The 24777-nt window shown below is 63.1% G+C and carries 24 protein-coding genes and 2 pseudogenes; 11 read left to right on the top strand and 15 right to left on the bottom strand.

Annotation, left to right across the window (positions count from 1 at the left end):
* Positions 1 to 54: 54 nt before the first annotated feature.
* The 3 genes and pseudogenes from J1G35_RS28300 to J1G35_RS28310 all read right to left on the bottom strand — a co-directional run bounded on the left by J1G35_RS28300 (position 55) and on the right by J1G35_RS28310 (position 2559).
* Positions 55 to 1179, bottom strand: a complete 1125-nt coding sequence (locus J1G35_RS28300; protein ID WP_053128795.1) for an alkene reductase — start codon at positions 1177 to 1179, stop codon at positions 55 to 57.
* A 78-nt stretch (positions 1180 to 1257) separates the two neighbouring features.
* A complete protein-coding gene (locus tag J1G35_RS28305) occupies positions 1258 to 1935 on the bottom strand; it encodes a type 1 glutamine amidotransferase domain-containing protein (protein ID WP_223016632.1) in 678 nt (225 codons plus the stop codon).
* Positions 1932 to 2559: pseudogene (locus tag J1G35_RS28310) on the bottom strand (TetR/AcrR family transcriptional regulator). Before J1G35_RS28310 ends, J1G35_RS28305 begins: the two are co-directional and overlap by 4 nt.
* A 171-nt stretch (positions 2560 to 2730) precedes the next feature.
* Between J1G35_RS28310 and J1G35_RS28315 the strand changes: the two are divergent.
* Positions 2731 to 3675 carry a GlxA family transcriptional regulator gene (locus tag J1G35_RS28315; RefSeq protein ID WP_074846103.1) on the top strand — a complete coding sequence of 315 codons (945 nt, stop codon included), beginning with the start codon at positions 2731 to 2733 and terminating at the stop codon, positions 3673 to 3675.
* On the opposite strand, the gene J1G35_RS28320 is transcribed toward J1G35_RS28315, so the two are convergent.
* Positions 3653 to 4159 carry a GNAT family N-acetyltransferase gene (locus J1G35_RS28320; RefSeq protein ID WP_053129121.1) on the bottom strand — a complete coding sequence of 169 codons (507 nt, stop codon included), beginning with the start codon at positions 4157 to 4159 and terminating at the stop codon, positions 3653 to 3655. The two genes, J1G35_RS28315 and J1G35_RS28320, sit on opposite strands and share 23 nt — an antisense overlap.
* Positions 4160 to 4337: 178 nt before the next feature.
* On the opposite strand from J1G35_RS28320, the gene J1G35_RS28325 reads away from it, so the two are divergent.
* Positions 4338 to 5210, top strand: a complete 873-nt coding sequence (locus J1G35_RS28325; protein ID WP_053128787.1) for an undecaprenyl-diphosphate phosphatase — start codon at positions 4338 to 4340, stop codon at positions 5208 to 5210.
* A 77-nt stretch (positions 5211 to 5287) separates the two neighbouring features.
* Here the strand turns inward: J1G35_RS28325 and J1G35_RS28330 are convergent, their stop codons facing one another.
* The 5 genes from J1G35_RS28330 to J1G35_RS28350 are packed head-to-tail and all read right to left on the bottom strand — an operon-like array spanning position 5288 to position 9765.
* Complete coding sequence (locus J1G35_RS28330) at positions 5288 to 6250, bottom strand: Dyp-type peroxidase (protein WP_223016633.1); 963 nt, start codon at positions 6248 to 6250, stop codon at positions 5288 to 5290.
* A 49-nt stretch (positions 6251 to 6299) separates the two neighbouring features.
* Positions 6300 to 7118 (bottom strand): sugar phosphate isomerase/epimerase, encoded by an 819-nt coding sequence (locus J1G35_RS28335; protein ID WP_223016634.1) that lies wholly within the window; start codon positions 7116 to 7118, stop codon positions 6300 to 6302.
* Position 7119: 1 nt separating this feature from the next.
* Complete coding sequence (locus tag J1G35_RS28340) at positions 7120 to 8319, bottom strand: FAD-dependent oxidoreductase (protein ID WP_223016635.1); 1200 nt, start codon at positions 8317 to 8319, stop codon at positions 7120 to 7122.
* A 2-nt stretch (positions 8320 to 8321) separates the two neighbouring features.
* A complete protein-coding gene (locus J1G35_RS28345; protein ID WP_053128781.1) occupies positions 8322 to 8642 on the bottom strand; it encodes a MocE family 2Fe-2S type ferredoxin in 321 nt (106 codons plus the stop codon).
* Positions 8643 to 8670: 28 nt separating this feature from the next.
* Complete coding sequence (locus tag J1G35_RS28350; RefSeq protein ID WP_223016636.1) at positions 8671 to 9765, bottom strand: fatty acid desaturase family protein; 1095 nt, start codon at positions 9763 to 9765, stop codon at positions 8671 to 8673.
* A 162-nt stretch (positions 9766 to 9927) separates the two neighbouring features.
* Between J1G35_RS28350 and J1G35_RS28355 the strand changes: the two genes are divergently transcribed.
* Entirely contained in the window at positions 9928 to 10977 is a 1050-nt protein-coding gene (locus tag J1G35_RS28355; RefSeq protein ID WP_223016637.1) for a LacI family DNA-binding transcriptional regulator, read from the top strand.
* Between the two features lie 402 nt (positions 10978 to 11379).
* On the top strand, positions 11380 to 11676 hold the full coding sequence (locus J1G35_RS28360; RefSeq protein WP_223016638.1) for a hypothetical protein: 297 nt from the start codon (positions 11380 to 11382) through the stop codon (positions 11674 to 11676).
* 342 nt (positions 11677 to 12018) lie between these two features.
* Here the strand turns inward: J1G35_RS28360 and J1G35_RS28365 are convergent, their stop codons facing one another.
* Entirely contained in the window at positions 12019 to 13992 is a 1974-nt protein-coding gene (locus J1G35_RS28365; RefSeq protein WP_223016639.1) for a sigma 54-interacting transcriptional regulator, read from the bottom strand.
* A gap of 185 nt (positions 13993 to 14177) precedes the next feature.
* Between J1G35_RS28365 and J1G35_RS28370 the strand changes: the two genes are divergently transcribed.
* Genes J1G35_RS28370 through J1G35_RS28380 form a run of 3 tightly spaced genes read left to right on the top strand, consistent with a single transcriptional unit; the run spans position 14178 to position 16919 of the window.
* The gene (locus J1G35_RS28370; protein ID WP_065923814.1) at positions 14178 to 15194 is read left to right on the top strand and encodes a Gfo/Idh/MocA family oxidoreductase; all 1017 of its coding nucleotides are present in this window, start codon (positions 14178 to 14180) and stop codon (positions 15192 to 15194) included.
* Positions 15194 to 15973 carry a TIM barrel protein gene (locus J1G35_RS28375; RefSeq protein WP_223016640.1) on the top strand — a complete coding sequence of 260 codons (780 nt, stop codon included), beginning with the start codon at positions 15194 to 15196 and terminating at the stop codon, positions 15971 to 15973. Before J1G35_RS28370 ends, J1G35_RS28375 begins: the two co-directional genes overlap by 1 nt.
* Before the next feature lie 19 nt (positions 15974 to 15992).
* Entirely contained in the window at positions 15993 to 16919 is a 927-nt protein-coding gene (locus J1G35_RS28380; protein ID WP_053139452.1) for a sugar ABC transporter substrate-binding protein, read from the top strand.
* Between the two features lie 120 nt (positions 16920 to 17039).
* On the opposite strand, the gene yghU is transcribed toward J1G35_RS28380, so the two are convergent.
* Entirely contained in the window at positions 17040 to 17867 is an 828-nt protein-coding gene (yghU, locus tag J1G35_RS28385) for a glutathione-dependent disulfide-bond oxidoreductase (protein WP_223016641.1), read from the bottom strand.
* Positions 17868 to 17911: 44 nt separating this feature from the next.
* Positions 17912 to 19147, bottom strand: a complete 1236-nt coding sequence (locus tag J1G35_RS28390) for an MFS transporter (protein WP_223016642.1) — start codon at positions 19145 to 19147, stop codon at positions 17912 to 17914.
* A gap of 100 nt (positions 19148 to 19247) precedes the next feature.
* On the opposite strand from J1G35_RS28390, the gene J1G35_RS28395 reads away from it, so the two are divergent.
* From J1G35_RS28395 to J1G35_RS28405, 3 genes are read left to right on the top strand one after another with little or no spacing between them, the layout of a single operon-like run.
* Entirely contained in the window at positions 19248 to 20210 is a 963-nt protein-coding gene (locus tag J1G35_RS28395; RefSeq protein WP_223016647.1) for an AraC family transcriptional regulator, read from the top strand.
* Entirely contained in the window at positions 20207 to 20719 is a 513-nt protein-coding gene (gene mug, locus J1G35_RS28400) for a G/U mismatch-specific DNA glycosylase (protein WP_223016643.1), read from the top strand. The genes J1G35_RS28395 and mug overlap by 4 nt, the downstream gene beginning before the upstream one ends.
* Before the next feature lie 38 nt (positions 20720 to 20757).
* Entirely contained in the window at positions 20758 to 21354 is a 597-nt protein-coding gene (locus tag J1G35_RS28405; protein ID WP_223016644.1) for a glutathione S-transferase, read from the top strand.
* Between the two features lie 138 nt (positions 21355 to 21492).
* Here J1G35_RS28405 and J1G35_RS28410 read toward each other — a convergent pair whose 3' ends face one another.
* Positions 21493 to 22260: an SDR family oxidoreductase gene (locus tag J1G35_RS28410; RefSeq protein ID WP_223016645.1), complete on the bottom strand. Its 768-nt coding sequence runs from the start codon at positions 22258 to 22260 to the stop codon at positions 21493 to 21495.
* Between the two features lie 136 nt (positions 22261 to 22396).
* Between J1G35_RS28410 and J1G35_RS28415 the strand changes: the two genes are divergently transcribed.
* Positions 22397 to 23545, top strand: coding sequence for an aldose epimerase family protein (locus J1G35_RS28415; RefSeq protein WP_053139465.1), 1149 nt, complete (start codon positions 22397 to 22399; stop codon positions 23543 to 23545).
* A 54-nt stretch (positions 23546 to 23599) separates the two neighbouring features.
* Here the strand turns inward: J1G35_RS28415 and araH are convergent, their stop codons facing one another.
* A complete protein-coding gene (araH, locus tag J1G35_RS28420; protein WP_223016646.1) occupies positions 23600 to 24568 on the bottom strand; it encodes an L-arabinose ABC transporter permease AraH in 969 nt (322 codons plus the stop codon).
* 9 nt (positions 24569 to 24577) lie between these two features.
* Positions 24578 to 24777, bottom strand: a pseudogene (gene araG, locus J1G35_RS28425) (L-arabinose ABC transporter ATP-binding protein AraG); the annotation flags it as partial.

The raw sequence follows: 24777 nt of genomic DNA on the forward strand, positions 1-24777 counted from the left end.
GGTCGGCCCGAAGGCCGCCACGGAAACAAGCCCCCTCCCACACTGACCCCGTTCTTACTCGGAGTAAGTGGGATAGTCGATGTAGCCAACCTCACCCCCACCATACATCCCCTCCTCCCGCAGCGGATTCAACGGCCAGCCCTTGAATAGCCGCTGCGGCAGGTCCGGGTTGGCAATGAACGGCCGTCCGAATGCAATCAAATCCGCCAGCCCGGCTTCCACCAGTTTCGCGCCGCGTTCAGCGGTGTAACGACCGGCATAGATAATCCGACCGCTGAAGGTGCTGCGCACGGCTTCCCGGAAGGTGTCGGGCAGCACGGGGGCGTTGTCCCAGTCAGCTTCGGCAATGGACACGTAGGCGATGCCTGACTGCTCCAACACCTTGATCGCTTCGATGTAGGTGTGGTGCGGGTCTTCTTCCACCAGGCCGATGTACACACGGTCCTGGTCGGTGCCGCTGAACAACGGCGAGAACCGCACGCCCAGGCGCTCCGGCCCGACTACCTTGCTGACCGCTTCGACGATCTCGCGCAAAAAGCGCAGGCGGTTGTGCAGCGAGCCGCCGTATTCATCGTCGCGCTGGTTGGAATGGGCTGAGATGAACTGGTTGACCAGGTAACCGTTGGCCGAGTGAATTTCCACGCCGTCGAACCCGGCGTCCAGGGCATTGCGTGCGGCCTGGGCGTAGTGCCCGACCAGTTCCTCGATCTCCAGCACGCTCAAGGCGCGAGGCACCGGCGGTTGCTTCAATTCACCCGCGCCAGGCGCGGTTTCGATAAAGGCCTTGGCTTGCTGGGCTTGAATAGCCGACGGTGCCACCGGTGCGGCGCCGTCAGGCTGCAAGGCGTTATGGGACACACGGCCCACATGCCACAGCTGGGCAAAGATCACCCCGCCTTCGGCATGCACCGCGTCGGTGACCTTGCGCCAGCCGTCGATCTGCGCCGGGGTGTAGATGCCCGGTGTCCAGGCGTAACCCTGGCCACGCGGTTCGATCTGCGTGCCTTCGCTGACCATGAAACCGGCCGTAGCGCGCTGGCGGTAATACTCGGCCATCAGGTCGGTGGCGATGTCGCCGGGCTGCGCGCTGCGCTGGCGCGTCAGCGGCGGCAATACGATACGGTTGTTCAAGGTGTGATGACCCAGTTTTACCGGGGTACTTAAAACGCTGTTAGTCATTGGGGTAATCCAAATTCGGGACGAACAAAAGCATTGGCGACTGTTGCAAGTCGCCAATGATTAGAAGGGTTAATTAACTTATGCGGTGAGTTTCAGCAGCGCCTTGGCCACGTCACTGGAACTGGCAGGGTTCTGTCCAGTGATCAGCAAACCATCTTCGAGCACGAAGGATTGCCAGTCGGCGCCCTTCTGGTAGTTGCCGCCCAGTGCCTTGAAATCATCTTCAATCAGGAACGGCACCACATCGGTCAGGCCCACCGCCGCTTCTTCCGAGTTGGAGAAGCCGGTGACACGACGGCCCTTGACCAGCGGCTCGCCATTGACGGCCTTGACGTGACGCAAGGCGCCCGGTGCGTGGCAGACAAAACCAATGGGCTTGCCGGCACGCTCGAAGTACTCGATCAGGGCGATGGACACCGGCGACTCTGCCAGGTCCCACAGCGGGCCGTGGCCCCCTGGGTAGAACACAGTGTCGAAGTCGGCGGCGTTGACCGTGTCCAGCTTGACCGTGTTGGCCAGGGCCTGTTGCGCGGCAGGGTCGGCGGCAAAGCGGCGAGTCTGCTCGGTTTGCGCGTCGGGCTCATCACTCACCGGGTCCAGCGGCGGCTGGCCACCGGCCGGGGAAGCCAGCACCAGTTCGGCGCCGGCGTCCTTGAACACGTAATAGGGTGCAGCAAACTCTTCGAGCCAGAAGCCGGTCTTGCGGCCGGTGTCGCCAAGCTGGTCGTGAGAGGTCAGTACCATTAATACTTTCATTTTCCAGTGCCTCGATCAGTGAATGTCTGTGTGTTCAGGGTGACCCAACAGCTGTCGGGTCAGCAGCAACGCCTCATCAAACGGCGCGGATGTACGGGTGATCTTGCTCATGACGCTGGTCCCCAGCCACAACGCGTACAGGCGCCGGGCCAGGCTTTCGGGGGCTTGATCGACGCTGAGGGAACCGTCGTCGACGCCGCGCTGTATGGCGATAGCCAGTAAATCGATGGTGCGCGAGGTGCCACGCAGCAGCGCCAACCGCATGGGCTCTGAAAGGTCTGACACCTCCGCACCCAGTTTGACGGCAAGGCATTTGCCCGCATCGGTGCAGCCGGTCTGGTTGTCGATCCAGGCCTGCCAATAGCGCATCAACTTGGCGTGCTGGGATAAACCGGGCTGGTCGAACAGTTGCTGCATGCCGTGCACGTAATTATCGAAGTAGGTATCGAGCAACACGACACCGAAGCCATCCTTGGAGTTGAAGTAGTGATAGAACGAACCTTTAGGCACATCGGCGGCTTGAAGTATTTCGTTCAGCCCCACCGCAGAGAATCCTTTACGGCCAACAATCAACTGCGCCGTGTCGAGAATGGTCTGCCGTGCACTTTTAGTTTCGCTGTTCATGCTTCACTCCGTCCGATTAGACCAGTCGTCTAGTTCGTTGAGGGAATGTTAGGGGCGGCGCCAAACCCTCACAATGTCATATGCGCAAGGATTCCGGACATGGCCCGAAGTGGGTTGCCGTTTACCCGGCACGCGCCGACAATCCACCCTCCCACGCCCTGGAGACATGCGATGCACAGCGTTGCGCTGATGGTTTACCCGAACTTCCAATCCCTGAGCCTCAGCCTCGGCTCGGTGTTCGAATGCGCGAACCTGCTGCGCGGTGAGCCGGCGTATGAGTTTCACCTGGTGTCGGAAAGCGGCGGCGCGGTGATGACGTCCCAGGGTTTCTCGGTGAACACCTCGCCTCTGCGGCCGCAGGGCTATGACACGCTGATCGTCAGCGGTTATCTGGAGTTTCGCCTGCCGGAGGCCAACCTGCTGGAACTGGTCAAGGCCGCCTCGGCTCAATCGCGGCGTGTCGCCTCGTTGTGCATGGGCATCTTCGTGCTGGCCGAAGCCGGCTTGCTCGACGGCAAGCGCACCACCACCCACTGGATCCACGCGCCGGCCTTTCGCAAGCGCTACCCGGACATCCGCCTTGAAGAAGACAAGCTGTTTATCGTCGACGGCCAGGTATGGACCGGCGCCGGCATGAGTGCCGGGGTGGACATGGCGCTGGCCATGGTGGAGAACGACCTGGGCAGCGACCTCGCCCGGCGCATTGCGCGCAAGCTGGTGATCGCCCAGCGCCGGGGCAGCGAGCAGTCGCAATTGTCGGCATTGCTGGAACTGGACCCCAAGTCTGACCGCGTGCAACTGGCCCTGGCCTACGCCCGCGAAAACCTCACACACGACCTGTCGGTGGACGCCCTGGCCGAGGTGGCGCGGCTGAGCCCGCGCCAGTTCAGCCGGGTATTTCGCGAAGAAACCGGGCAAACCCCGGCCAAGGCCATCGAATCCCTGCGGGTGGAAGCTGCGCGCGCGATGATGGAAACCAGCCGGCACCCGGTGGAAGTGGTGGCCCGCGAAACCGGCTTTGGTGATCGCGAGCGCATGCGCCAGGCGTTTTTAAGGGCGTTCGGGCAGCCGCCCCAGGCGATGCAGCAAACCTTTAATGCAACACCGCCCGCGTAACCAGGTAACTCATCAACTGCGGATCATCCGCCAGCTCAAGGGCCTGCACCGGGCGCGGCAGGTTATCCAGCACCGTACGCCAGAACGCCTGGGACACTTCGTCCTGGTCATAAAACCGCACCAGCCAATCCGCCTCGCCGCTGCACAGCACCTGGGTGGCGATGGCGCGGCCGATGCCTTTGCGGCGATAGCGCTTGAGGATAAACAGGTCGGCCAGTTCCAGAGCGTCGATGCCCGGCAACTCGCTGCCTTCGATCAGCAGGAAGCCGGCGATATAGCCATCGACCAGCAACAGATTGGCGCTCCACTGCGGGTCATGCCAGTAGCGCGTCAGGTGTTCGTCATGGATGTAGAAACGGCCGTCCGCCTCGACATCTTCCTGCTCCCAGTCCGACGACTCATAGGCGTAGTACTGGTAGAGGTTGCGGATCAACTCGGATTCTTCAGGGCCGGTCTGGATCAGTTCCACGGTAGTTTCAGGCATTGGGCTCTCGGTCAAAAAACGCAGGGCGCCATTGTTCACAAAACCTCGGCGCAGTCCAATAGCGCCGCGAACCTTTCTACTTGCTGAACCGATTGCAGTTAGCGATTGCCTTGGCCGAATTCTTGAAACATTTCGAATAAACTTCGTCGATCTCTACCTTTCCTCAAGGACACGTATTTTGACGAACGTCTGTACCGCCGGCCTGGATGTGGGCTTCGCCTCCCTGGATTACTTGCAGATTTTCATCCTGGGCGTAATCCAGGGCATTACCGAACTGTTGCCGGTCTCCTCCACCGCGCATATGCGCGTAGTGCCCGCCCTGCTCGGCTGGCAAGACCCCGGCTCGGCGTTTTCAGCGGCCATGCAGTTGGCGGCACTGGCGGCGGTGGTCAGCTATTTCTGGCGCGATGTACGCCAAGTGACCACTGGCAGCATCGGCGCGGTGCGCCGGGGCGACTACAACGATCAATGGTTCAAGCTGGCCGTGGCGATTGTGTTGGCGACTATCCCGATCGGGATTGCCGGGCTGGCCTTGTCGTCGACCCTGAACGCCTGCAATTCGCCGCTGCGCGGGCTGATGGTGATCGGGATTTCCTGCGTGGTGATGGCGGTATTGCTGGCGGCGGCCGAGCTGCGCGCCCGGCATACACGCGAGGTCAGCCAGATGCGCCTGCGCGATGCGCTGATTGTCGGGGTCGCGCAGATCGGCGCGTTGATTCCGGGCGTATCGCGTTCCGGCTCGACCCTCACCGCCGCCTTGTTCCTCAATTTCAAACGTGAAGAAGCCGCACGCTTTTCCTTCCTGCTGGGCCTGCCCGCCATCGCCCTCGCCGGCTTGAAGGAGCTGTGGGTACTGCTGCACGCCGATATGCCCGCCCATGCCTGGCCGCATTTGCTGTTCGGCCTGGTGGTGGCCAGCGTCTCGGCGTTCTTCGCAATCTGGGGCCTGATGAAGTTCCTGGAGCGATTCTCCACCTGGCCCTTTGTGATCTACCGCGCGCTGCTGGGGGTGTTCCTGATTGTGGCGGTCAGTACCGGGCTGCTGAGTTGATATAAACCCCGTCTCAACCCAGCATGAATCTCATGTGGGAGGGGGCTTGCCCCCTCCCACATTTGAACTGCCTTGCCTTATAGCCCGCCCGTACGCTCCGCCAGTGCTTCGAGCAGGTCGGCCGACGGCACGAAAAACAACCCGCCGGTGACCGCCGTGCTGAAGTCGAGCAAGCGGTCGTAGTTGCCTGCCGGGCGGCCGACGAACATGTTTTCCAGCATCAGCTCCAGCGGCTGCGGCGAGCGTGCGTAGCCGATGAAGTAGGTGCCGAACTCCCCGGCACCGGGGCGGCCGAAGGGCATGTTGTCGCGCAGGATTTTGACTTCTTCGCCGTTCTCGTCGGTGATCACGGTCAGGGCGCTGTGGGCATTGCTCGGCTTGGCGTCTTCGCCTAACTCGACATCCGACAGCTTGGTACGCCCGATCACCTTCTCCTGGGCTTCCACCGTCAGGCTGTTCCAGGCGGTCATGTTGTGCAGGTACTTCTGCACCAGCACGTAGCTGCCGCCTTCGAATCCGGGGTCTTCGTCGCCGATGATGGTGAAGCCCACGGCCTTGCGCCCAACCGGGTTCTCGGTGCCGTCGACAAAGCCAATGATGCTGCGCATGTCGAAGTAGCGGAAACCCTGGACTTCATCCACCACCTTCACGCTATCGCCCAGCGCTGTCATCAGCTGGGTGGCGAGTTCAAAGCACAGGTCCATCTGCTCGGCGCGGATATGCAGCAGGATGTCGCCGGGCGTCGACACTGCCATGCGCCCTTCTACACCGAACTCCCGAAACGGGTGCAACGCCGCCGGGCGCGGTGCGCCGAACAAGCGGTCCCAGGCCTGCGAGCCAAAACCGCAGACGCAAGTGAGGTTGCCCGCCGGCACGCGCTTGCCCACCGAACGCACCAGCCCGGCGATGTCTGCGCACCAGGCGCGCACGCCGTCTTCACTGCCGGGGGCGATGGTGGCGACCATAAAGATCGCGCTGCTGGTGATCGGGTGGCAGACGGACTGCGGTTCAAGAGGCGGCTGAACGGAGGAAGTCGGCATGGGGCAAATCCAGGCTAAGGGCGGGAGTGAACCCGCGCAGATTAGCAGATCATTTCCGACACTCCTGCCACACGCCGCGAATCAAGGCCTTGAGCTTCAACGCCTCACCCCAGCGGTCACTGATTTCACGCCCGTCGGCGCCGGTGATGGCATAGGGCGGCGGGCCCAGTTCGCAGGTGAAGGACAGGCTGTGCGGGGTGTCGGGGCGGGCCAGCCAGTCTTCGATCCCGTAGCGCCACCACGCGGTAAAGCGCTGCACCCACGCCTGGTGCTGGGGGAACGCCAGCGACACCTGCACCTGTTCGCTGCTGGCCACACGGCCATGAAAGCCCCAGCTGTGGCGCAGGATCGTGCGGATCTGTTCATCGTCTTCAACGGCGCCGGGCTCGGGCAGCTCGCGCCCGACCACGTAGTGAGAAAGGTCCGCCAGCAGCTTCAGATCGGGCATCTGCGCCAGCAGGTCGAGGGTGAACAACAAGTCGTTGGTGAGGCGATAGCGGTGGGTTTCCAGCAGCACCGGAAAGTCCACCTGCTCGGCCAGCCGTTGCCAGCCTTCGATCAAACGGGCGGCCTCGGTTTGGCTGCGCGGGCGCACATCGGCTTGCAGGGTGACGTGGTGGCAGCCATGGCGGCTGATCACATCCAGTGCGGCCGCCAGGTCGTCGACGCTTTGCGGGAACAACTGGCCTTCGATCTGCAAGCCCCGCGCCGTGGCGGCGGCGTGCAGGCGCGCGACATCGGCGGCTTGCCAGTAGTGATCGGTAATGCCGTCGAAACCGGCGGCTTTGATGCGGTCGAGTTGGGCCTCCATAGGGCCGGGCTCGGTGTGCATCGCCCAGAGGGATTGGAATACCAGGAATTGGCACATATCAGCCTCGCAGCAGGTGTTTGAGGGACACGTTGGGGTCGGCCAGGCTGGCCGCGTTCAGGGCGATGCGCGCGCTGATCAGCCGTTCGCACAGCTTGACGTCCTTGGCCACGCTATTGCCGCGGCCCCAGCCGCAGGCGCCTTGCAGACGTTGGTCGGCGTCGAGGTAAAACAGCAACAGCCCCGCGTCCGGCAATGCGCGGCTGACGCTCAGCGGCGTGATCACGCCCACGGTCTGCAAGCCCCAGTCGTACTGGTCGGACCAGAAACCGGGGAGCGTTTCGAATACCAGCTCGCGCCCGAGCATGTTCAGCGCCGCATGCCGCCCTTGCGCCTCGGCATTGCGCCAGGTTTCCTGGCGCTGGTACTCACCGCCGAGGCGAAACTCGCAAACGTCACCTGCCGCGTAGATGTCCGGCGCGCTGGTGCGCAGGTGCGCGTCGACGCGAATGCCCTGCCCCACCTCCAGCCCCGCCGCCACGGCCAGCTCGATATTCGGTTGCATGCCGATGCCGACCACCACCAGGTCGCAGGGCAGTAACTGCCCGTCCACCAGTTGCACCGCCTCTGCATGGATCGACTCCAACGCCACATTCAAGCGCACGTCGACACCGTGTTGACGATGCACCTGCAGCAGCGCCTCGGAGATGACCGGCGCCAGCACCCGCCCCGCCAATCGAGGCCCGGCTTCGAGCACCGTCACCTCGCAGCCCAGGCCGCGCGCCGTGGCCGCGACTTCCAGGCCGATAAACCCGCCGCCGACAATCACCAGCCGCGCTCCGGGCCGCAACGCGGATTTCAGCGCCAACGCTTCATCGTGGGTGCGCAGGTACAGCACGTTGGCCTGCTCCTGGGGCAGACGCCGCGCCCTGCCCCCGGTGGCCAGCAACAGGCCGGCGTAGGACAGCCACTGGCCGTCGGCCAATTGCAGGCGGTGCTGCGGCGGGTCCAGTTGGCGGACCGGGTTACCGGCGATATGTTCGATGCCCAACTCGGCCAGCCGGGCGCTGTCGCACAGGCTGCAGCCGGCCAGGTCCATGCTGCCCTGCAACAACCCCTTGGACAGGGGCGGCCGCTCGTAGGGCAAGTGCGGCTCGTCGCCGATCAGGATCAGGCGCCCGCTGTAGCCTTCTTCACGCAGGGTCAATGCCGCGCGGCCACCGGCATGGCCGGCGCCGACGATGATCAGGGCTGCGTTCATCATCAAGCCGTGACGGCGAGCAAAACCCGCCCCGCTTCGACCCGCACCGGGTAGGTTTTGAGGTTGACGCATACCGGCGCGCCGAGGGCCTTGCCGGAGCGGTAATCGAAGCGCCCGTTGTGCTTGGGGCACTCGATCACATGGTCCATCACCAGGCCGTCGGCGAGGTGGATTTTCTCGTGGGTGCACAGGCCGGCGGTGGCGAAAAACTCATTGTCCGCCGAGCGGAACACCGCGTAGGTGTGCGCTCCGTGGTCGAAGCGCAGCACGTCTTCTTCGTCTATTTCGCCCACGGCGCAGACGTCGATCCATTGATCGTTCATGGCGTTTTCTCGTGTTCTTGGGTGGGGTTCAGCCGGCAGTGGCTTCTGCATGCATCGGCGCACTGGCGGCCGGTTCAGCACTGGGGCGGATGGGACGCTGGACGAAGTAAGTCGAATCGCTGCGCTGCTTCCAGATCGTCGGGATGATTTCCTTGTACGCCTCGAACAGGTTGGCGTACGGCGGCGGGCAGTCGTTGCGGATCTCTTCGTGCAATTGCGCCAATGCGTGGTACGGCACCATCGGGTACATGTGGTGCTCAAGGTGGTAGTTCATGTCCATGTAGATAAAGCGCAGCACGCGGTTCATGTAGATCGTGCGGCAGTTGCTGCGGTGGTCCAGCACATCTTCGGCCAGGCCCACATGCTGGGTGAGGCCGAACACGTAACCGAGCCAGGCGCCGTAAATACTTGGCAGCCCCACCAGCATCAGCGGCAACCAGCTGTGCAGGTACAACGCGGTGCCGATGACCAGCGCATAAATGCCGACCCAGATACGCGCGGCGCGGAACACCTTGGGCCACTCGGATTCGGGAATGAAGTCCGCCTCCTGGGCACTCATCTGGCCGATGGCATGGCGCGCCACACCGCTGAAGGTCTTCCAGGCCAGGGGCAGGTTGAACAGGCTGAGAAACATCATCGGCAGGCTCGGCGGGCGTGGCTCGACGATCTCCGGGTCACGACCGACGACGATGGTGTCGGTGTGGTGCCGGGCATGGCTCCAGCGCCACACGTGGGGTTCGAAGATGCACATGAAGCTTGCGACCTGGTACAGCACGTCGTTCATCCAGCGGGTCTTGAACGCGGTGCCGTGGCCGGTTTCGTGCCAGCGCGGGTTGGACGCGGTGCCGTACAGCACGCCATAGGCGAGGAAGAACGGCACGCAGGCCCACGTGCCCCAGAACCAGTAGCCGCCGAAGCCGGTGGCGAACAGCGCACTCACCCACATAGCGGTGTCGCGCAAGGCCGGGGCGTCGCGGCGTTGCATCAGTTCTTTCATGCGTTTACGGGAAATCGGCGATTGGTACCAACTGGCCGAGACCAGGCCTTTTTCCGCCGCGAGGGCGGCTTCGGGGCCGGTGAGGCTGTAGTCGCGCCGAGCGGTGTGAGCGGTGTGTTCAGGCATTGTTATTGTTCTCCGCAAGCGAGAGGTTTCAGGTGCTTTGCGAAACCAACGATAGAGCGCGGCTAAATCACCCTCAAGGCCTTGAATCCATTCCCTATCAAGCTATCATCCAGGCCCAGCGGGGCTTGATAGTTTTCTATCAAGACGCTCAAGGGGGCTGTCATGAACAACAATAAACGCCCGACCATCGCCACCGTCGCCGCCCATGCGGGCCTCAGCGTGGCGACCGTCGACCGCGTGCTGAATGCGCGTGCGCCGGTCAATCCGCAGACGGCCGAGCAGGTGTTCCAGGCCGCCGAAGCCGTGGGCTATTTTGCGGCGCGGCTGATCGGCCAACGCATACGCGAACGCCGGCCGACCTATCGCTTCGGCATCCTGCTGCTGGGCACCGCACAGGCGTTCTATGCCCACCTGGCGCAGTCGATTGCCGGTGCCGCCCAGCATCACGCCACCGCCAACCTGACCTGCCAATTCGACTACATCAACGACCGCACACCCAGCGCCATCGTCGCGCAGATCGAGCAACTGGCCGTGCAGTGCGATGCCCTCGCCGTGGTCAGCTTCGCCCACCCGCTGATCAACGCCTGCCTGGCACAAATCCGCGAAGCCGGCGTGCCGGTGGTGGCCCTGCTCTCGGATATTCATGAGCAAGCCCTAGAACCCTACGTGGGCCAGGACAACCACGTGGTCGGGCGCACCATGGGCTGGCTGCTCGCCCGCACCTGTGGCGCCCGCAAAGGCAGCGTGGGGATCCTGCTCGGCGGCCATCGCTTCCTCGGTCACCAGGCACGGGTCGAAGGCCTGCACAGCTACCTCGCCGAACACGCCCCCGGTCTCAAACCGCTGGAGCCGCTGATCAACCTGGACAACTGCGACATCACCGAAGAAGCCACCCTCGACCTGCTCACCCGCCACACCGACCTGCGCGGCCTGTGTGTGGTGGGCGGCGGCGGCGACGGCATCATCAGCGCCCTGGCGCAGCTGCCCAAGCGCCCGGCGTTGTGCTGCATTTTGCAAGAGTCCACGGCGCTGTCACGCCAGGCGCTGAGCCAGGGGTTGATCGATGTGGTGATGGATTCACAGCCCAGGCAGACGGCGAACGCGCTGGTGCAGTTGCTGGTGGAATTGCAGAGTGCCGAGGGGTTTGATCCGGGGCGGCATCGGGTGCATATCGCGCCGCAGATTGTCACCTCGGAGAACATGTGTGCCTGATACATGGAGATCAAAATGTGGGAGGGGGCAAGTCGAACCGTCGCACCGACCCTCCCACATTGACCGCGTTCCATTGTTGGCTTGGTGGCGTTTCGTCATGGTTTGTAAAGGGCCAGCAAGGCCGGTCCCTTTTAATTGCAGGACGTTTCCTAGACAATCCTGGCCGCCTTGTGCCTGCTGGAATCGGTGGCTAGTCTGCGGTCCGTCACTGCTCATCAGTGATCGGGTTTAGCAGCCTGACGTCAATAGGCACACGGTTCACATCTGCGTTTATGGTGGCTGTGCGCGGGGCACCTTCGGGTGCGCTGGTTTTCCTATTGACCGGTCTGCTAACCCGCGTACAGCTGCCACCCTCGTTTAGCAGCGTTGGCGGTAGCTCCTTAGCTCAATAGGAGTTGCACAATGAATAAAGTCGTACCCGACCCACCCTTCGATCCCGCCAAAGACCGCGCCGCCTTCAACCGCGCCATCGATCACTATCTCCCCACCCAAGGCTTTCACTCCGTCAACGAAGACCTGAGCTTTGAAGATGCCCTGCTCTACACCGCCAGTTTGCTCGACAGTGCGTCGGCGACTGCGTTGGATTGTGGGGAGCAACTGGAAAGCCCGGAGCGGGCGAAGATCTTGGCGGTGTGGCATTTGCTGGAAATTGCCAAAACCACTGTGGATCGCTCCATCAACTGCCTGAAACGCGGTTAAAAATGTGGGAGGGGGCTTGCCCCCGATGGCGGTGGATCAGTTAAGTAGATGTCAACTGACACTCCGCTATCGGGGCAAGGGTATCTACGCAACTTTTCAGACCCTGACAAATCTCCCTGTGGCGAGCGGGCTTGTCCCGCGTTGGGCTGCGTAGCAGCCCCAGTCAAGAAGATCGCGGTGTATCAGACACTCTGTAGAGGCTGGTTTTGGGGCTGCTGCGCAGCCCAACGCGGGACAAGCCCGCTCGCCACAACAGCCCTATCTGCCGCACTTTCAGCGTTGAGTCAACGTTGTGTAGATACCTATGGCTATCGGGGGCAAGCCCCCTCCCACATTTCGACCTTACGCGCCGCGAAAATCCGCGGCACTCAGCCCGAATCGACTCATCTTGTTGTACAGCCCACCCCGCGATACGTTCAGTTGCCGGGCGGCCAGGCGGATGTTGCCGCCGGTGCTTTTGAGTGCGGCGACGATGGCGTGCATTTCGTGGCTGCTCAGGTCTTGGGCGGGCTGAGGTTCGTAGTGACGCAGCGTGGCGCGCGGTCTGGTTTCCAGGGGCAAATCGGCCGCCTGGATCAGTTCGCCCGTCGCCAGGTTGGTGGCGCGCTCGATGCTGTTTTCCAGCTCTCGCACATTGCCCGGCCAGGCGTAGGCCGAGAGCAATTCCAGCGCCTCCGGGGAAAAGCCCTGCACCGCTTTACGCAGCGAACGGGCACAGCGCGTGAGGAAGTGCCGTGCCAGCAGTGGAATATCTTCACGGCGCATGCGCAGCGGCGGCACGGTCAGGTTCAGTACGTTGAGGCGGTAGTAGAGGTCTTCACGGAACGCGCCTTCGGCCACCGCCTGGCTGAGGTTGCGGTGGGTAGCGGCAATGATGCGCACGTCCACTGGCCGTGAGTTTTTCGCGCCGACGCGGGTGATCTCGCCTTCCTGCAACACCCGCAACAGGCTGACCTGAGCGTCGAAGGACATATCGCCAATCTCATCCAGAAAGATGGTACCGCCATCGGCCAGTTCAAACTTGCCTGCCGACCCGCCCCGGGCCGAGCCGGTGAATGCGCCTTCGACATGCCCGAACAGCTCGCTTTGCACCAAGTCGCGCGGGATCGCGCCGCAGTTGACCGCCACGAACGGGCCGTTGGCGCGGTCGCTGGCGTTGTGGATGGCCTGGGCGAACAACTCCTTGCCGGTGCCGCTTTCGCCGAGGATCAGGGTAGTGGACTCACTGCGACTGGCGATGCGCCCCAGGTGCAGCGCGTCCTGGATCGCCCGCGACGTGCCCTGGAGGGTGTCGAAGGTGTAGCGGGCCTGGGTGCTGATGATGCGCCGGGTGATTTCGCGGATGCGGCGGTTCTCGCGCAGCGACACGATCACCCCGCCCTGCTCCAGCGGGCACACCGAGACCAGGCAGGCGAGCTGACTGCGGTCGTGCAGGTGGAAGGTGCAATCGAGGTCACGCACCGGCTCACCGCCGCGTAAAAGCATGGCGTCACTCAACTCACTGCGGCCCAGGCGCTGGAAGGGGCTGCCGATCAGTTCCAGTCCCACCCCGAACAGTTGTCGGGCATAACGGTTGAGCGCCTTGATGCAGCCACGCTCATCGAGCACCACCAGGCCTTCGTTAAGCACTTCGAGCACGGTTTGCTGCTCTTCCAACAGCGCTTGCAGGGCCATTTGGCGGGAGACCGCTTCGGCAGCCGCTTGCACGGTGCCGAGGGTGTGAAAGTGAAACCAGCCGGGTTCGGCGGTGAGGGTCAGCATCGCCAGGGTCTGGCCCTGGGCATTCCTGATCGGCGCGGCGGCGCAGTGCATGCGGCGTTGGCGCAGGCCGCTGCCGAAGTTCTCCTCGGCCAGCACGTACACCAAGCGGTCTTCGGCCAGGGCCAGGCCGGTGCAGTTGGTGCCCTGGACCGATTCGAGCAGGCGACTGCCGACGGGGGTGATGTCCAGCCCGCAGAAATACAGGGTGGTGCCGTCGGCGTCGGTGAGGTTGATATGCCCTCGCGGGTTATAGGCCAGCAAACCATGCATGACCTGCGCAGCGGCGGCGATCAGGACGCGGTGGGTGGCCAGGGTGGCAGCAAGGTCGTGGGGCGCCACAAAGCGGTACTGGCTGTCATTAGGGTCGATACCCGCCTCTACGCTGCGGCGCCAGGAATCCCAGATTACCTGCCGCACCTCGGCCGGGCGCTGCACCTGCCCGGCCAGGCACGCGCGCCACGCCTGTTCCAGCGCAGCCACGGGGCCGTCGTTCAGCGCCGCAGGCCCCAGGGCCGTCAGGTAGTCGAGGTCTTGTACGCTGAACGCCATGCTCATCGGGCGGTATCCATGTTCATGTTTTTGACATGTCAGTATAGGCATGTCATCAGAATGAACACATTTTGTTTATTGTATTTTATAAATCCTTAATTATCAGGCACTTATGAATTGGCATAACCTTTGCTCCTGCCCCTTTGCCAGTCAGGGCTGTCCTGCGGCCAACAATAAAAAGGGGTCATTTCATGAGTACACAGAACATCCGCCTGGGCTTGATCGGCGCGGGTCGCATGGGCAGTTTCCACGGCCTGACCGCTGCGCGACACATCCCCGGCGCAACCCTCGCCGCCATCGCCGATCCCACTCCCGGCCAAGCCGCACGCCTGGCGGCCGAACTGGGGGTAGCCAAGGTCTACACCGACCCACAGCAGCTGCTCGACGACCCGGACATCGACGGCGTCCTCATCGCCGCCCCCGCCCGCAGCCACGCCGAACTGGTGATCAGCGCCGCCCGCGCCGGCAAGGGGATCTTCTGCGAAAAACCGATGGCCATCACCCTCGACGAAGCCGACCGCGCCATTGCCGCCGCAGCCGATGCGCGCGTGCCGCTGCAGGTCGGTTTCAATCGGCGTTTCGCCAAGAGCTTCCGCACGGCCCACCTCGATGTGGCGGCCGGCCGCATCGGCACGCCGCAGTTGTTGCGTTCGCTGACCCGCGACCCGGCACTCAACAACCCGGCCAATTCGCCGCAATGGGTGATCTTCCTGGAAACCCTGATCCACGACTTCGACACCCTGCGCTACCTCAACCCCGGTGCCGAAGCGGTGCAGGTGTATGTGATGGCCGACGCATTGATCGCGCCGGAATACAAAAGCAAAGGTTTCCTCGACACCGCCGTGGTCGCGATCCGCTTCGACAACGGCGCCATCGCCACCGCCGAGGCCAACTTCCAGGCGGTGTACGGCTACGACGTGCGCGGCGAAGTGTTCGGCAGCGCCGGCATGCTGAGCATGGGCAGCCTCAACGACTCCGACCTGGTGCGCTACCTGGCCGAGGGCATCCAGGCCGACACCCAGCGTATGGACACCGACCTGCTGCGCGACGCCTACATCGCCGAACTCAACCACTTTGTCGACTGCCTGCGCACCGGCGCCAAACCCATGGCCAGTGGTGAAGACGCGCGCGCCGCCCTGGCGATTGCCCGCGCCTGTATCGAGTCGTTCGAAACCGGCAAGGCCGTGGCCGTGCAGGGAGCCCGTTGATGAGCCCGTTCAAACTGGCGATCAGTGCCGAGATGGTGTTTCTCGACCTGCCCTTCGTCGAGCGCGTGAAGCGCATCCATGCACTGGGTTTCAGCGCGGAGATCTGGAATTGGACCAATAAAGACATCAGTGCCCTGGCCGCCACCGGCGCCAATTTCACCTCGATGACCGGCTATATCAGCGGCACCTTCACCGACCCCGACGGCATCCGCCAACTGCTCGACAGCGCGCGCGAATCCATCGGCGTCGCCGAGCGCCTGAATTGCCCCAGCCTCAACCTGCACGGCACCGGACTGGGTGACGGCGGCCTACCGGTACAGCCCGTGAGCCAGACCACCGGGCGCATGTGGCTGAGCGCGTGCAAGGCGCTGGAAAAAATCGCGCGCCTGGGCGAAGACGCCGGCCGCGTGTTCCTGCTGGAAAACCTCAACACTGAGGTCGACCACCCCGGCACCCCGTTCGCCCGCGCCGACGACACCCTGGCGCTGATCGAAGCCGTGGGCAGCCCGCACCTGAAGATGAACCTGGACCTGTACCACGCGCAGATCGGCGAAGGAAACCTGATCGAGCTGATCCAGCGCGCAGGCAGCGCCATCGGTGAAATCCAGGTGGCCGACGTGCCCGGACGCAAGGAGCCTGGCACCGGCGAAATCCACTACCCGGCCATTGCCAGGGCCCTGCACGCCATGGGCTACAACGGCGTGGTCGGCCTCGAAGGCTGGGCCAGCGGCGACAGCGAGCTGGCCCTGGAGCGTTTCCGTCAAGCGTTCACCCTATAACAATAAAAGGAACACCCTCATGCATCGCTATTCATTGCTTGTTGCTGCGTTTTTACTGCTGTTCAGCCAATGGACCTTCGCCGCGTATCGCATCGGCGTGAGCATCGCGCGGGTCGACGATAACTTCATGACCTACGTGCGCACCGGCCTGGAAAATGCCGCTAAACAACAGGACGTGCAGATCCAGTTCGAAGACGCCCAGGGCGACGTGGTGCGCCAGCTCAACCAGGTCGAAGGCTTTCTGAACCAAAAAGTCGACGCCGTGATCGTGCTGCCGGTGGACACCGCCGCCACCGCCAATATGACCCGCGCCGCCGTGGCGGCCAAGACCCCTCTGGTGTACGTCAACCGCCACCCGGATGAGCGTACGTTGCCCAAGGGCGTAGTCACCGTGGCGTCCAACGATATCGAAGCCGGGCAATTGCAGATGCGCTACCTCGCGGAAAAACTCGGCGGCAAAGGCAATGTGGCGATCATCATGGGCGACCTCGCGCAGAACGCCACCCATGACCGCACCGAAGGCGCCAAGCAGGTGCTCAAGGACTTTCCCGGCATCAAGGTGGTCGAGCAGCAAAGCGCCGAATGGCAACGCAGCAAGGGCATGGACCTGACCAGCAACTGGCTGCTGGCGGGCACGCAGTTCGATGCCATCGTCGCCAACAACGACGAAATGGCGATCGGCGCGGCCATGGCCTTGCAACAGTCGGGCAAGGCCAAGGGCGAGATCGCGATTATCGGCATCGACGGCTTGCCCGACGGTTTGGCGGCGATCAAACGTGGCATGCTCACCGCCTCGGTGTTCCAGGACCCCAAGGCCCAGGCCACTCAGGCAGTGCAGTCGGCGATCAAGATGATCAAGGGCGAGCCGATCGAGTCGGAGGTGTGGGTGCCGTTCGAGCTCATTAAGCCCGAACAGGTGGCGGTGTTCGAACAGCGCTACAAGTAAATCGAAGATAAGGCGATCAAAATGTGGGAGGGGGCTTGCCCCGATGGCAGTGGGTCAGTTGATACATCCGTGACTGATCCACCGCTATCGGGGCAAGCCCCTCCCACACTTGGATCTCAATCAGTCCAGGTCACTTGCGTCATGCCGCTCGGGCAACGGTTCCTCGCCCGACACCCCATTCACCCGCCGCCCACGCTGCACCGCCGGCCGCGCCTCAATCGCCTCCGCCCAGCGCTGTACGTGTTTGTACTCGTGCACCGACAGAAACTCCGCCGCCCCATACAAGCGGCCTTTGACCAGCCCGCCGTACCACGGCCAGATGGCGATATCGGCGATGGTGTATTCATCCCCGGCGATGTACTCGCTCACAGCCAGGCGCTGGTCCAGCACATCCAACTGGCGCTTGGTTTCCATGGCAAAACGGTTGATCGGGTATTCCATCTTGCTCGGCGCATAGGCATAGAAATGCCCGAAGCCGCCGCCCAGGTACGGCGCGCTGCCCATCTGCCAGAACAACCACGACAGGCACTCCGCGCGGGCCGCAGCCTCGGTGGGGAAGAAGGCGCCGAACTTCTCGGCCAGGTACTGCAGGATCGCGCCGGATTCGAACACGCGAATTGGCTGGGCGCCGCTGTGATCCATCAAGGCCGGGATCTTGGAGTTCGGGTTGACCCCGACGAAGCCGCTGCCGAACTGGTCGCCGTCGCCGATCTTGATCAGCCAGGCGTCGTACTCGGCGCCGCTGTGCCCCAGGGCCAGCAGTTCTTCAAGAAGGATGGTGACCTTCTGCCCGTTGGGCGTGGCCAGGGAATACAGCTGCAGCGGATGCTTGCCGACCGGCAGCGCCTTGTCATGGGTGGCGCCGGCGATGGGCCGGTTGATGCTGGCGAAGGTGCCGCCGCTTTCGGTGTCCCAGGTCCAGACTTTCGGGGGTACATACTCGGTCATGCTTACGGCTCCAGAAGCGTGTGCGATCAGCGAAGCGTTTGAGACTAAACCAAAGACGGGTGGTGCGTCACACTCCCCGCCGCAGCGTGCCGGGGCACCTGCACGCGCAGCGCGATCAACAGTGCCGCCAGCAGCATCAAGCAACCCGCGCCCAGAAACACCCCGTCAATGCCGGTGGCACTGAACATCGCGCCCCCGCCCGCCGCACCCGCCGCGATGGCCGATTGCACCGAAGCGACCACCATGCCACCGGCACTTTCGGCCTGATCCGGCACCGCACGCGCCACCCAGTTCGACCACGCCACCGGCACCCCGCCGAAGGCCATGCCCCACAGCGCCAGGAGCAACGCCTGACCCGGCAGTGACGCGGGCAGCAACACCAGGGCCAACGCCGCGACGCCCACCAGGACCGGCATCAACACCAGGGTTCCCCGGGGATTGCGCACCAGCAACCACCCGGCCAGCAGCGTGCCGACAAAATTCGCCGCGCCAAACCCCAGCAGCATCAACGCCAGCCCTTGGGTGCCGACTCCGGTGGCGCTTTCCAGAAACGGGCGAATGTAGGTAAACAGCGCGAAGTGCCCGGTGTGCACCAGCACGCAGCCGAACATGCCGATGGCAATGCCGGGGCGCAGCAGTACATCAAGCACGGTGCGCAGGCGCGCGGTGCCGCTGGGTGCCAGGCGCGGCAGTGTGAACAGCTGGAAGGCCAGGGTCACTACGCCGACGGCGGCCGCCGCCACAAATGCACTGCGCCAGCCATACAGGTCCCCCAGGTAGCTGCCCAACGGCACCGCGACCACGGTACCCACCGCAATGCCGCTGAAGATGATCGACAAGGCACGCGGCAGCAATGCCGCTGGTACCAGGCGCATCGCAACGGCCGCCGCCATGCTCCAGAAACCGCCGAGGGCAATGCCCAGCAGGATGCGCATCAACAACAGCACCAGGAGGCTGGACGAGAACGCCACCAGCAGGTTGGACGCAATCATCAGCGTGGAGAACCCCAGCAGCACCAGGCGCCGGTCGATGCCGCGCGTCAGGCCAGGCACCAGCAAACCGGCGAACAACGCCACCACCGCCGTGACCGTGACCGCTTGCCCGGCCAACGCTTCCGACACGCCCAGGTCCAAGGCCATCGGCGTCAGCAGGCTGGCCGGCAGGTACTCCGCCGTGAGCAGGCCGAACACGCCCATCGCCAGGGAAAACACCGCCATCCAGGCCGGCGTGGTCGGTTCTGCCCTGTCATGGACAGGGGCATGGGACACACAATCATTCATCACAAGACATCCTCAGGCATTTACGTGATGGCCAGTCTAGGTTTGCCCATCAGGATGATCTATGATTCAAACCCTTGAGTTCTTGACCGAAACCCCGAACATGCCAGCCGACAACGCATTCACCCTGTCCTCCGAGCTGATCAATGAGCTGCTGCGCAGCATGCGCCTGCGCGGCGTGCAGTACCGGCGCATCCAGGCCGGGCCGGAGTTCGGCATCAGCTTTGCGGCCAAGCCAGGCCATGCGTATTTCCACTTTCTGGCCGCCGGCTGCGCGACCCTGCGTCTGCACGACGGCAGCCTCTTTGAGTTGTCGGCCGGTAATGCGGTGTTTATCGCCCACGGTGGCGCCCATGCGCTGTTGTCCAACCCGGATGACCCCGTGCAGGACATCGCCAGCTTCGACGCTGCACCGCTGGGCGATACCGTGTGCGCGGTGAATGCCTCGCCCCTTGCTCCTTCCAGCACCCTGCTGTTCAGCGCCTGCATGGAGTTCGAGCTCGACAGCATCCAGGGCCTCGGCAACCTGATGCCGGCCTTGATGCTGATCGACGCCGGGGGCCAGCGCTACCCCGGCTTGATGCCGATCCTGGCGGTGATGGAACGCGAAGTCTCCAGCGCCCGCGTCGGTTACGCCGGCATCCTTGCGCGCCTGGCCGATGTGGTGGCGGCGATGATCGTGCGGGGCTGGGTCGAGTGCGCCTGCGCCAATGCGTCGGGCCTCGCGGCCGCCTTGCGCGACACCCGCCTGGCCGGCGCCCTGCTCGCCCTGCACCAGCAACCGGGCCGCGACTGGAGCGTGGCCGAACTGGCGGCGCACTGTCATACCTCACGCTCGGTGTTCGCGGATCGTTTCCAGGCGACCCTCGGGGTACCGCCGCTGCGTTACGTGACCGAACTGCGCATGCGCCTCGCCAGCCAGTGGCTGACCCTGGAGCGGCTGCCCATCGAAGAAGTGGCGTACCGCCTCGGCTATACCTCCCAGGCGGCCTTCAGTCGCGCCTACAAACGCATCACCGGGCAACCGCCGGGCGCCAGCCGCCAAGGTTTCAGGAGCCCGGCATGAACGCCGGGCTTGAAGACATCCTCGCTGACCACCTGAACGTGGTGTTCTGCGGCATCAACCCCGGCAAGGGTTCCGCCGCCCTCGGCCTGCATTTCGCCAACCGCAGCAACCGCTTCTGGCGCACCTTGCATCTGGCCGGGTTCACCCCCCATGAAATCCACCCCGAACATGGCCGCACGTTGTTGCACTACCACTGCGGCCTGACCACGTTGGTGGAACGCCCCACGGCCAGCGCGGGCGAATTGGCACGGCATGAGTTCACCCAGGCCGCGACGGGCTTCGAACAGAAGATCCGCCACTGCGCGCCGCGCTTCGTGGCGTTCCTGGGCAAGCCCGGCTACAGCGCATTGAGCGGCCAGCGCGAGATCGCCTGGGGCTTGCAGCCAAAGGGGTTGGGCGGTGCGTCAGTGTGGGTGCTGCCCAACCCCAGCGGACGCAACCTGGCGTTCAGCCTGGAGCAGTTGGTGCAGGCGTATCAACAATTGCGCCGGGCGACCGAGTGCCCTTAATCTCTTGAGCTCGTCACCCTGATAGCAATGGAGGCTTCATGAAACTGGTCGGCATGCTGGACTCGCCTTACGTACGCCGCGTGGCAATTTCCCTGGACCTGTACGGGGTGGATTTCGTGCATGAACCCTTGTCCGTGTTCCGCACCTTCAACGAATTTGCGCAGATCAACCCGGTGGTCAAGGCCCCTACCCTGGTGCTGGACGACGGCACGGTATTGATGGACTCCAGCCTGATCCTGGAGTACCTCGAAAGCCTGGCTCCGGCTGACAGGAAGCTGCTGCCCCAACAACCGGCGGCACTGGCCAAGGACTTGCACGTTCTGGGACTGGCGCTGGCAGCCTGTGAGAAAAGCGTGCAGATCGTCTATGAACACAACCTGCGCCCGGCCGAGAAACTGCATGCACCGTGGCTTGAGCGCGTGACCGGCCAATTGCTCGCGGCCTATGGATTGCTGGACAAGCAATTGGGCGACAGCGAAGCACTGACCCAGGCGTCGATTACGGCGGCGGTGGCGTGGTCGTTCAGCCAGTTCACCGTGGCGTCGGTGGTCAAGGCGGATGCGTTTCCCAACCTGCAACGGCATGCCGAAAGGCTGGAGCAGCATCCGGCGTTCAAGCGTTACCCCATCGAATAAGCGACACAGTTTCAAATGTGGGAGGGGGCTTGCTCCCGATAAGGGTGGGTCAGTTGTAGAAGTACTGCCTGAGCCACCGCTATCGGGGGCAAGCCCCCTCCCACCTTGATCTGGGTTGTCTGAACTGACGTGTTCGGCTCAGACCCAGCCGCCATCCACAATAAAGTTCTGCGCCGAACACATCGCCGACGCATCGGAAGCAAGAAACAGCGCCATATTGGCGATGTGTTCCGGCAGTACGCTGCCGGGCAGGCACTGGCTGCGGCTGATCAGTTCCTTGGCGGCGTCATCCACCCACATGGACAGTTGTTTCTCCGTCATCACCCAGCCTGGCACCAGCGTATTGACGCGGATGCGATTGGGCCCCAGTTCCCGTGCCAGCGCGCGGGTCATGCCGTGGGCGGCGGCCTTGCTGGCGGCGTACACCGGGTAGCCGGCGGAGGCCATCATCCAGCCGACGGAGCCGAGGTTGATGATCGAGCCGCTGCCGGCGCGTTTCATCATCGGCACCACGGCCTTGGCGGCGAAGAAGGCGTGTTTGAGGTTGACCGAGATCAGCCGGTCGAACATTTCCGAATCGACTTCTTCCAGGGTGTGGCGCACGTCATTGGCGGCGTTGTTCACCAGTACGGTGATCGGCCCCAGGGAATGTTCGAAGCGCCCTATCGCCGCCTTGTAGGCGATTTCATCAGTGATGTCGCAACACACGAACTCCACGGCATGCCCCTGGGAACTCAACAGCGCCGCCAGGCGTTCGCCCTGGCTTTGCGCGCGGTCCACAAAGCCGACCTTGGCACCCTGCACAGCGAAGGCCCGCACCATGAATTCGCCGATCCCCGAGGCTCCCCCGGAAATCAATACGGTCTTGCCCTTGAGGTCGGGATAGACGGCGTGTTCAGTACTCATAAAAGGATGCCTCGATCAATTAGTCTTATTTTATTTTACGAAACCGGGGTAAAAGGCTATAAATTCGCTGTCACAACGACAAAATATCGCTATTAGTAGAACTATTCCACTCAAAACAACAAAAGGAAGTTCGACCATGAAGCACCCTCGATACCTGCTGTCCGGACTGGCGCTGTCCATGCTGATCGCCAGCGGCGGCGCCCAGGCGGCCGGCCTGAGCAGCGAGCAAAAACCTTTCGGTAAAACCAACGACGGCACTGCCGTCGAACAGTACATCTTGCGCAACAGTCACGGCATGCAAGCCACCGTCATTACCTACGGCGGTGTGTTGCAGTCGCTGAAAGTGCCGGACAAAAACGGCAAGGTCGACGATGTGGTGCTGGGCTTTGACGACGTGCAAGGCTATCAAGCCGGTACGGCGTTTTTCGGCGCAACCATCGGCCGCTTCGGCAATCGCCTGGCCGGCGGCGCCTTCGAACTCGACGGCAAGCGCTTCCAGGTGCCGCTCAACGATGGCCCCAATTCACTGCATGGCGGCGCCCAGGGCTTCGACAAGCAGGTGTGGAAGGCCGAGTCGGTCAAGGACAAGGACTCGGTCGGCGTGAAGCTGAGCTACCTGTCCAAGGACGGTGAGATGGGCTTTCCCGGTAATTTGAAAACCGAAGTCACCTACCGCCTCAACGACAAGAACGAACTGCACATCGACTACAAAGCCACCACCGACAAACCGACGGTGCTCAACCTGACCAACCATAGCTACTTCAACCTGGCCGGTGCGGGTAACGGCGACATCCTCAAGCAAGTCGCGACCTTGCATGCCAGCCATTACACCCCGGTGAACGCCACCCTGATTCCGACCGGCGAACTCGCACCGGTCAAGGGCACGCCGATGGACTTCCTCAAGCCCACCCCGATCGGGCAGCACATCAAGGAGGATCATCCGCAGCTCAAGTTTGCCGAGCCAAAACAGGGTGGGTTTGACTTCAACTGGGCACTGGACACCAAAGGCGACGTCAAGCAACTGGCCGCCGAGGTGCATGACCCGGCGTCAGGCCGGCGCTTGCAGCTCTACACCAGCGAACCGGGCGTGCAGTTCTATACCAGCAACTTCCTTGATGGCTCGGTGAAGGGCAAAGGTGGCAAGACCTACCTGCACTGGAGTGGTTTCACCTTGGAGACCCAGCACTATCCGGATGCGCCTAACCAACCAAACTTCGCCTCAACTCGCCTGAACCCAGGACAGACCTACACCCAGAACACCGTCTTCAAGTTCTCCGCTGATTAAATTGTGGGAGGGGGCTTGCCCCCTCCCACACTTGGATCTTCACATGGCATGAATTCAGCGTTGTTTCATGCGGTCGATGACCACCGCCAGCAGCAGGATCGAACCGCGGATCACGTACTGGTAGAAGGTGTCGATGTTCTTCAGGTTCATCGCGTTCTCGATGATCGCCAAAATCAACACCCCGGCGATCACGTGGCGAATCATCCCCACCCCGCCGCTCAGTGACACCCCGCCCAGCACGCAGGCAGAAATCACCGTCAGCTCGAAACCCTGGCCGATCATCGGCTGGCCCGAGGTCATGCGTGAGGCGAGGATCACCCCGGCCAATGCGCCGATCAGGCCGTGCACGGCGAAGATCAGGATCTTGGTGCGGTCGACGTTCACCCCCGCCAGCAACGCCGCTTCCGGGTTGCCGCCGATGGCCATGGTGTTGCGCCCGTAGGTGGTGTAGTTGAGCAGCCAGCCGAAGAACACAAAGCACACAATCGTGATCAGGATCGGCACCGGTACGCCCAGCAGTTGGCCGTTACCGAAGATAAAGAACTGATCCTGGGACACTCCCACCGCCTTGCCGTCGGCAAAGATATAGGCCAGGCCGCGCACGATCTGCATGGTCGCCAGGGTGGTGATCAACGCATTGACTCGCAACTTGGCGATCACGATGCCGTTGATCAGCCCCACGACCAGGCCCATCAGCAGCGCCGCGCCGATGCCCAGCATGACGCTGTCGGTATCGCGCATCACAATCGCCGCCACCACACCGGCGCAGGCAATCACCGAGCCTACCGACAAGTCGAAGTGCCCCGATGCCAGGCAGAACAGCATGGTGCAGGCGGCGATGCCCACCGTGGAAATCGCCAGGCCCAGGCCGCGCATGTTCAACGGTGAGAGGAAGTTATCGATGAGCAAGGCGCACAGGACAAAGATGCCCACCGCTGCCAACAGCATCGCCCAATTGTCGAGCAGTGCGCGCATATCGAGGGGTTTGCGTGCCGTCGGCAGCGCGTTGTTTTGAGTGGTCATGGTCTTCTCTCAGTTCGCCAGGCCGCGCGGCAGGGCCAGTTGCAGCAGGTTGGATTCAGTCGCGTGTTCACGGGTTTGTTCGCCGCGCATCGCGCCTTCGCACAGCACCAGGATGCGGTCGGAGATGCCCATCACTTCCATCAGGTCGCTGGACACCACAATCACCGCAATGCCCTGGGCCGCGAGGTTATGGATAATCTGGTAGATCT

The sequence above is a fragment of the Pseudomonas sp. SH10-3B genome (genome assembly GCF_019891415.1).
Taxonomy (GTDB): Bacteria; Pseudomonadota; Gammaproteobacteria; order Pseudomonadales; family Pseudomonadaceae; genus Aquipseudomonas.

Coding starts and splice junctions, on each gene's coding strand:
- J1G35_RS28365 (WP_223016639.1), bottom strand. CDS start 13,992: ATGAGCATGGCGTTCAGCGTACAAGACCTCGACTACCTGACGGCCCTG.
- J1G35_RS28350 (WP_223016636.1), bottom strand. CDS start 9,765: ATGCCTGAACACACCGCTCACACCGCTCGGCGCGACTACAGCCTCACC.
- J1G35_RS28390 (WP_223016642.1), bottom strand. CDS start 19,147: ATGAATGATTGTGTGTCCCATGCCCCTGTCCATGACAGGGCAGAACCG.
- J1G35_RS28330 (WP_223016633.1), bottom strand. CDS start 6,250: ATGCCGACTTCCTCCGTTCAGCCGCCTCTTGAACCGCAGTCCGTCTGC.
- J1G35_RS28320 (WP_053129121.1), bottom strand. CDS start 4,159: ATGCCTGAAACTACCGTGGAACTGATCCAGACCGGCCCTGAAGAATCC.
- J1G35_RS28360 (WP_223016638.1), top strand. CDS start 11,380: ATGAATAAAGTCGTACCCGACCCACCCTTCGATCCCGCCAAAGACCGC.
- J1G35_RS28410 (WP_223016645.1), bottom strand. CDS start 22,260: ATGAGTACTGAACACGCCGTCTATCCCGACCTCAAGGGCAAGACCGTA.
- J1G35_RS28300 (WP_053128795.1), bottom strand. CDS start 1,179: ATGACTAACAGCGTTTTAAGTACCCCGGTAAAACTGGGTCATCACACC.
- mug (WP_223016643.1), top strand. CDS start 20,207: ATGAACGCCGGGCTTGAAGACATCCTCGCTGACCACCTGAACGTGGTG.
- J1G35_RS28395 (WP_223016647.1), top strand. CDS start 19,248: ATGCCAGCCGACAACGCATTCACCCTGTCCTCCGAGCTGATCAATGAG.
- araH (WP_223016646.1), bottom strand. CDS start 24,568: ATGACCACTCAAAACAACGCGCTGCCGACGGCACGCAAACCCCTCGAT.
- J1G35_RS28305 (WP_223016632.1), bottom strand. CDS start 1,935: ATGAAAGTATTAATGGTACTGACCTCTCACGACCAGCTTGGCGACACC.
- J1G35_RS28345 (WP_053128781.1), bottom strand. CDS start 8,642: ATGAACGATCAATGGATCGACGTCTGCGCCGTGGGCGAAATAGACGAA.
- J1G35_RS28315 (WP_074846103.1), top strand. CDS start 2,731: ATGCACAGCGTTGCGCTGATGGTTTACCCGAACTTCCAATCCCTGAGC.
- yghU (WP_223016641.1), bottom strand. CDS start 17,867: ATGACCGAGTATGTACCCCCGAAAGTCTGGACCTGGGACACCGAAAGC.
- J1G35_RS28340 (WP_223016635.1), bottom strand. CDS start 8,319: ATGAACGCAGCCCTGATCATCGTCGGCGCCGGCCATGCCGGTGGCCGC.
- J1G35_RS28415 (WP_053139465.1), top strand. CDS start 22,397: ATGAAGCACCCTCGATACCTGCTGTCCGGACTGGCGCTGTCCATGCTG.
- J1G35_RS28355 (WP_223016637.1), top strand. CDS start 9,928: ATGAACAACAATAAACGCCCGACCATCGCCACCGTCGCCGCCCATGCG.
- J1G35_RS28405 (WP_223016644.1), top strand. CDS start 20,758: ATGAAACTGGTCGGCATGCTGGACTCGCCTTACGTACGCCGCGTGGCA.
- J1G35_RS28335 (WP_223016634.1), bottom strand. CDS start 7,118: ATGTGCCAATTCCTGGTATTCCAATCCCTCTGGGCGATGCACACCGAG.
- J1G35_RS28370 (WP_065923814.1), top strand. CDS start 14,178: ATGAGTACACAGAACATCCGCCTGGGCTTGATCGGCGCGGGTCGCATG.
- J1G35_RS28375 (WP_223016640.1), top strand. CDS start 15,194: ATGAGCCCGTTCAAACTGGCGATCAGTGCCGAGATGGTGTTTCTCGAC.
- J1G35_RS28380 (WP_053139452.1), top strand. CDS start 15,993: ATGCATCGCTATTCATTGCTTGTTGCTGCGTTTTTACTGCTGTTCAGC.